The sequence below is a fragment of the Actinomycetota bacterium genome, from assembly GCA_028698215.1.
In the GTDB taxonomy this organism is placed as follows: Bacteria; Actinomycetota; Humimicrobiia; order Humimicrobiales; family Humimicrobiaceae; genus Halolacustris.
In genome coordinates, this window is the sequence record JAQVDY010000051.1 from 1 (window position 1) to 5,154 (window position 5,154).

6 protein-coding genes and 1 tRNA gene are annotated in these 5,154 nt (G+C 42.3%); all 7 read left to right on the top strand.

From position 1 onward, the window contains the following. The first annotated feature begins 58 nt into the window (after positions 1 to 58). The 7 genes from PHN32_08955 to PHN32_08985 all read left to right on the top strand — a co-directional run bounded on the left by PHN32_08955 (position 59) and on the right by PHN32_08985 (position 5,154). A complete protein-coding gene (locus PHN32_08955; GenBank protein MDD3777716.1) occupies positions 59 to 559 on the top strand; it encodes a rubrerythrin family protein in 501 nt (166 codons plus the stop codon). Then, complete coding sequence (locus PHN32_08960; GenBank protein MDD3777717.1) at positions 559 to 972, top strand: hypothetical protein; 414 nt, start codon at positions 559 to 561, stop codon at positions 970 to 972. The genes PHN32_08955 and PHN32_08960 overlap by 1 nt, the downstream gene beginning before the upstream one ends. Positions 973 to 974: 2 nt before the next feature. Further along, the gene (gene rsmI / locus PHN32_08965; GenBank protein MDD3777718.1) at positions 975 to 1,817 is read left to right on the top strand and encodes a 16S rRNA (cytidine(1402)-2'-O)-methyltransferase; all 843 of its coding nucleotides are present in this window, start codon (positions 975 to 977) and stop codon (positions 1,815 to 1,817) included. A gap of 16 nt (positions 1,818 to 1,833) precedes the next feature. Next, positions 1,834 to 3,372, top strand: coding sequence for a methionine--tRNA ligase (gene metG / locus PHN32_08970; protein ID MDD3777719.1), 1,539 nt, complete (start codon positions 1,834 to 1,836; stop codon positions 3,370 to 3,372). 1 nt (position 3,373) lies between these two features. Continuing rightward, positions 3,374 to 4,153, top strand: coding sequence for a TatD family hydrolase (locus PHN32_08975; GenBank protein MDD3777720.1), 780 nt, complete (start codon positions 3,374 to 3,376; stop codon positions 4,151 to 4,153). Then, positions 4,150 to 5,007, top strand: coding sequence for a 16S rRNA (adenine(1518)-N(6)/adenine(1519)-N(6))-dimethyltransferase RsmA (gene rsmA / locus PHN32_08980; protein ID MDD3777721.1), 858 nt, complete (start codon positions 4,150 to 4,152; stop codon positions 5,005 to 5,007). The genes PHN32_08975 and rsmA overlap by 4 nt, the downstream gene beginning before the upstream one ends. Before the next feature lie 73 nt (positions 5,008 to 5,080). Continuing rightward, positions 5,081 to 5,154, top strand: a tRNA-Gln gene (locus PHN32_08985).

Genomic DNA, 5,154 nt, shown 5'->3' on the forward strand with positions numbered 1-5,154 from the left:
ATATAGTACTAGAAATGTTAATAATATATAATAAAATAAAAATTAGGAGGTATATATAATGGTACAGGAAAAGACTTTAAAAAACCTGAAGGATGCTTTTGCGGGTGAATCACAGGCTAACCGGAAATATTTAGCTTTTGCCCAGAAAGCAGAAGAAGAAGGGTTGGCACAGGAAGCAAAACTATTTAAAGCAGCAGCTGATGCAGAGACCGTCCATGCCCACAATCATTTAAGGGCTATGGAAGGAATCAAGTCTACCAAAGAAAATTTAAAAGAAGCTGTAGAGGGGGAAACCTATGAGTTTGAAGACATGTATCCTCCCATGATTGAACAAGCCCGGCAGGAAGGCGAAAACGAAGCTATGGCCAGTTTTAATTATGCTAATAAGGTAGAAAAGGTACATGCCCAGCTTTACCGGAAGTACCTGGACAACCTGGGAAATAATGAGGATACCGATATTTTTGTTTGTCAGTTCTGCGGCAATACAGTAGAAGGAGAAGCTCCTGACAAATGCCCTGTTTGCGGGAAGCCAAGGGAGATATTTAAAAAAATTGAGTAATGAAATATTTACTTCTTTTTCTCATCTATAGTTTTTTGGGAGTCGGAATCGAGGTATTCTTTACCTCGATTCATGATTTTATCAGGTACAGGGACTTAAGTTTTAAAGGCAGGTCTTACCTATGGATGTTTCCTATTTACGGAAGCCTGGGCCTGGTCATAGGCCCCCTTTATAACAATTTGCAGGTAGTGCCCTTTATAGCCAGGGGCTTTATTTATATGGCTATAATTTTTGCCGCTGAGTTTGCATATGGCTTCCTGTTGAAGCTGGCTATCGGCAAATGCCCCTGGGAGTATCACTCCAGATGGGCTATCATGGGATTAGTAAAGGTAACCTACCTGCCTTTCTGGCTGGCTTATGGATACCTGGCAGAGCTAATTTATCGGGGATTTATAAATATAACTATCTATTAGATATGGAAATAAAAGAAAACAGCGGGACCCTATTGGTGTGCGGAACCCCTATCGGTAACCTGGAAGATGCCAGTTTCAGGCTTATTTCCACTTTAAAAAAAGCAGACTTGATTGCAGCCGAGGATACCAGGACGGCAAGAAAACTGCTTGACCGGTACCAAATTGGCAAAAAGAAGCTGTTAAGCTACCATGATTTTAGCGGCCAGGACAAGATATTGGCCATAGCAGGCTACCTTGAGCAGGGTAAAGATGTTGCCCTGGTCACGGAATCAGGGATGCCTGCTATCCAGGATCCTGGCTATAAGCTGATAAGGCATTGCCTGCAGCAAGGCTTGCCGGTAACGGTGATACCAGGCCCCAATGCAGCCTTGGCTGCTTTGGTTCTCAGCGGGTTTCCTACTGACAGTTTTTTATTTGTGGGATTTGCCCCTAAGACTAAGGTAAAGAGAAGGAATAGGCTGCAGCAGTTAAAGGGCCTCCCCTTTACCTTGATATTCTATGAGTCTCCCCACCGGACCCTGGATTTTTTAAAAGACCTGTACCAGGTATGCGGAGACCGCCAGGTGTGTATTGCCCGGGAACTGACCAAAATCTATGAGCAAACTATCAGGGGGAATTTGTCCCAGGTAATTTCACAACTGGACCAGAAGCTAAAAGGGGAAATAGTGATAGTGGCAGAAGGGCATTCCGGGGATGCTATTAAGGAATATAGCTTGGAAGAGATAAAGCAAAGGCTAATGGATCTTATGTCGGAGGGGCTCTCTAAAAAATCAGCCATGAAAATTATAAGGGGCCAGTATGACATAGACCGGCAAACATTGTATAATATTTCCACAAAAATCTAGGATAGATTCGAGGTAAATGATGGGAGAAAAATTTTATATAACCACTGCTATACCCTACATGAATTCCAAGCTGCACCTGGGCCAGGTTTATGAATTCATACTGGCAGACATTGTAGCCAGGTATAACCGGCTTAAGGGCAAAGACGTCTATTTTCTAACCGGTTCCGATGAGCATGGCCAAAAGATAGACAAGGCAGCCCAGGAAAAACAGATGCCTGCCCAGCTTTATGTGGACAGCATGGTTGAAGATATGAAAAGAATCCTTAAGCTGTACGGTATAAGCAATGACGGTTTTATCAGGACTACTGATAAACTCCATGAGCAGGTAGTGCAGGCTATCTTAAATAAGCTTAAGGATAATGGGGATATTTATAAGCATGACTATGAAGGTAATTACTGTGTACCCTGTGAGACCTTTTTTCCTGATTCACAACTGGTAGATGGAAATTGTCCTGACTGCGGCCGGAAGACAGAGAAGGTAAAAGAAGAAAATTATTTCTTCAAACTTTCCAAATACCAGGACCGGCTGATTGAGCATGTGGAAAAAAACCCTGATTTTGTGGTGCCTGAAGTAAGGAGAAACGAAGTTTTGGGCTTGCTCAAACAGGGCTTAAAAGACATAAGTATTACCAGGACTACCGTTACCTGGGGGGTGCCGGTGCCGTTTGACAGCCAGCATTACTGCTATGTATGGGTAGATGCACTGATAAACTATATCTCTGCCCTGGGCTATGGCTTGGAAGATGATGGCCTGTTTAAGAAATATTGGCCTGCAGACCAGCACCATATAGGGAAAGATATATTGAAATTCCATACTGTTATCTGGCCTGCCTTACTGATGTCTTTGGGGGTAGAACTGCCCCACCATGTAGTAATACATGGGTGGATACTATTAGGGCATGAAAAACTTTCCAAATCCAAGGGTATAACCCTGGATCCGGACCAGCTGGCCCAGGATTACGGGGTAGATGCAATCCGGTATTTTGTATCCAGGGACATATCTTTTGGCAATGATGGCTCCTTTACTTATGATTCCCTGGTGAAAAGATACAATGGGGACCTGTCCAATGATATCGGCAACCTGGTTTCCAGGACAGTAACCATGGTTAATAAATTTGCAGCAGGCAAGGTTCCATCCAGGCCTGAAGAAGACGGGGGCTTCAGGCAGGAATGGGAAAAAACCCAAAAGCTCTACCAGGAGAACATGGAGAATTTCAGGTTTTCTGACTGCCTTATAGTTTTATGGGATTTTATAAATAAAGCCAATAAATATATTGAAGATACACAGCCCTGGTCCCTGGCTAAAAGTGACCAGCCCCAGGACCTTAAAAAACTGGAGGCCACTCTTTATCAGCTGGTGGAAGCCATCAGGTTGTCAGCAGTGCTTGTATCTCCCTTTATGCCCCATATCTGCCAGAAGATTTTGGGCCAGTTTGGCATTGAAGATAAGGTAGATAGCCTTACCTTAAAAGAGCATAGCCAATGGGGCAGTTATTCTGGCGGTACCCTTATTGGGGAAAAGGAAATCTTGTTTCCCAGGATTAAAGAAGATTAGCATGAACCTGGTAGATACCCATGCGCATCTGGATATGCTAAAAAAGTCTACCCCTGCCCAGGCAGTGGATGCTGCTATCCGGCAGGGGGTACAGTACATTATTAATATTGGATCCAGCCTGGAAGCCAGCAAACAAGCCAAAGCGTTGTCAGAAGTTTTTGATAACGTTTATTCAGCGGCAGGCATTCATCCCCATCATGCCGAAAACTATAGCCAGAGCCAGGAAAATAGTTTAAGGGAGATAATTGAAAGCAGCACCAAAATAGTGGCAGTAGGGGAGGCAGGATTAGATTACTTTAGAAATACCAGTCCTAAAAAGGATCAAATCAGGGCCTTTGAGTCGCAGATAGGCTTAGCTTTAGAATACAATCTACCCCTGGTAATACATGACCGGGATGCCCACCAGGATATTTTGCAGGTACTATCCAGTTATGCTGGCCAAGATGGGTTTAAGGCGGTAGTGCATTGTTATTCTGGAGACAGTGATTTGGCTTTAAAACTAATAGAGCAGGGCCTGTTTATTTCCTTTACTGGAGTCCTTACCTTTCCCAATGCGGGCAAGGTAGCAGAAGCAGCGAAAGTTATACCCATGGATAGAATATTTTTAGAGACCGATACCCCTTTTCTGGCCCCCCAAGCTAAGCGGGGACAGGAAAACCAGCCGGCTTATGTTACCTATATTGCTGAAAAATTAGCAGAGATTAAGAATTTAAGTTTGGAAGAAGTAGCAAATATTACTACCAGAAATGCTATTGATTTTTTTGGCTTAGGCAAAATATGATGAATGGCTATATCAGCAGTCCTTCTAACACCGCCAGCCTGCTCAAGCAGTATGATATCAGGCTTAAGAAAGCATATGGGCAAAATTTTTTAATAGATACCAATATATTAAAAAAAATTACCAGTTATGCTGGAGTGGGAAAAAATGATTGTATCCTGGAGATAGGAAGCGGCATAGGCAGCCTAACTGAGGTTTTGCTGGAAAAAGGTGCAAATATAGTATGCATAGAACTGGACTCCAGGATGACAGGTGTATTCAAACATTTATTTTCTTCTCACTTAGGTAGTAAAGTTGTCCTTATGGAGCAGGATGGAATGAAAGTCGATTATCAGGAACTGAGTATAAAATATGGTTTAAACAAGTTTGTGTCCAATTTGCCTTATAAGGTAGCGGCTCCTTTGATTTTGAAAGTTTTTTGTCAGGCAGATTCCATAGTTGAGGCTTATCTTACCATACAGAAAGATATTGCAGATAGGATAACTGCTGCTGTGGGAGATAAAAATTACAGTTCTTATACAGTGAAGGCTAACTATATTGCTGATTTTAAGAATTGTTTTTTGATCTCCAGGAATTGCTTTTTGCCCCGGCCTAATGTAGATTCTTCTTTCATTGAAGCTAAGAGGAAAAAAGTGGGACCTATTGATACCAATGCTTTTTTTAGTTTTGTTGATTCCTGTTTTGCCCACCGGAGAAAGAAACTTATTAACTCTCTACCAAAGGATCCGGTTTACCAAGATAAAGTTAACGAGGTTATCAGTTATCTTAGATTATTGGGAAAAGATGAATCTGTAAGAGCGGAAGAGCTTTCAGTTGATGATTATCTGGCTTTGTTTAAAGGGCTGAATAAATCATGATTTAAACCAGCACTGCTAGCTTTAAAGCATTGAATTTTATATTAATATATAATAAAATTTATTAGCTTGTTGGTGGGGAGTAGCCAAGCGGCAAGGCAACGGGTTTTGGTCCCGTGATCAGAGGTTCGAATCCTCTCTCCCCAGCCA

Excerpts from the sequence above, each read along its gene's own strand:
- PHN32_08955 (MDD3777716.1), top strand. The coding sequence starts at position 59 with ATGGTACAGGAAAAGACTTTAAAAAACCTGAAGGATGCTTTTGCGGGT.
- PHN32_08960 (MDD3777717.1), top strand. The coding sequence starts at position 559 with ATGAAATATTTACTTCTTTTTCTCATCTATAGTTTTTTGGGAGTCGGA.
- rsmI (MDD3777718.1), top strand. The coding sequence starts at position 975 with ATGGAAATAAAAGAAAACAGCGGGACCCTATTGGTGTGCGGAACCCCT.
- metG (MDD3777719.1), top strand. The coding sequence starts at position 1,834 with ATGATGGGAGAAAAATTTTATATAACCACTGCTATACCCTACATGAAT.
- PHN32_08975 (MDD3777720.1), top strand. The coding sequence starts at position 3,374 with ATGAACCTGGTAGATACCCATGCGCATCTGGATATGCTAAAAAAGTCT.
- rsmA (MDD3777721.1), top strand. The coding sequence starts at position 4,150 with ATGATGAATGGCTATATCAGCAGTCCTTCTAACACCGCCAGCCTGCTC.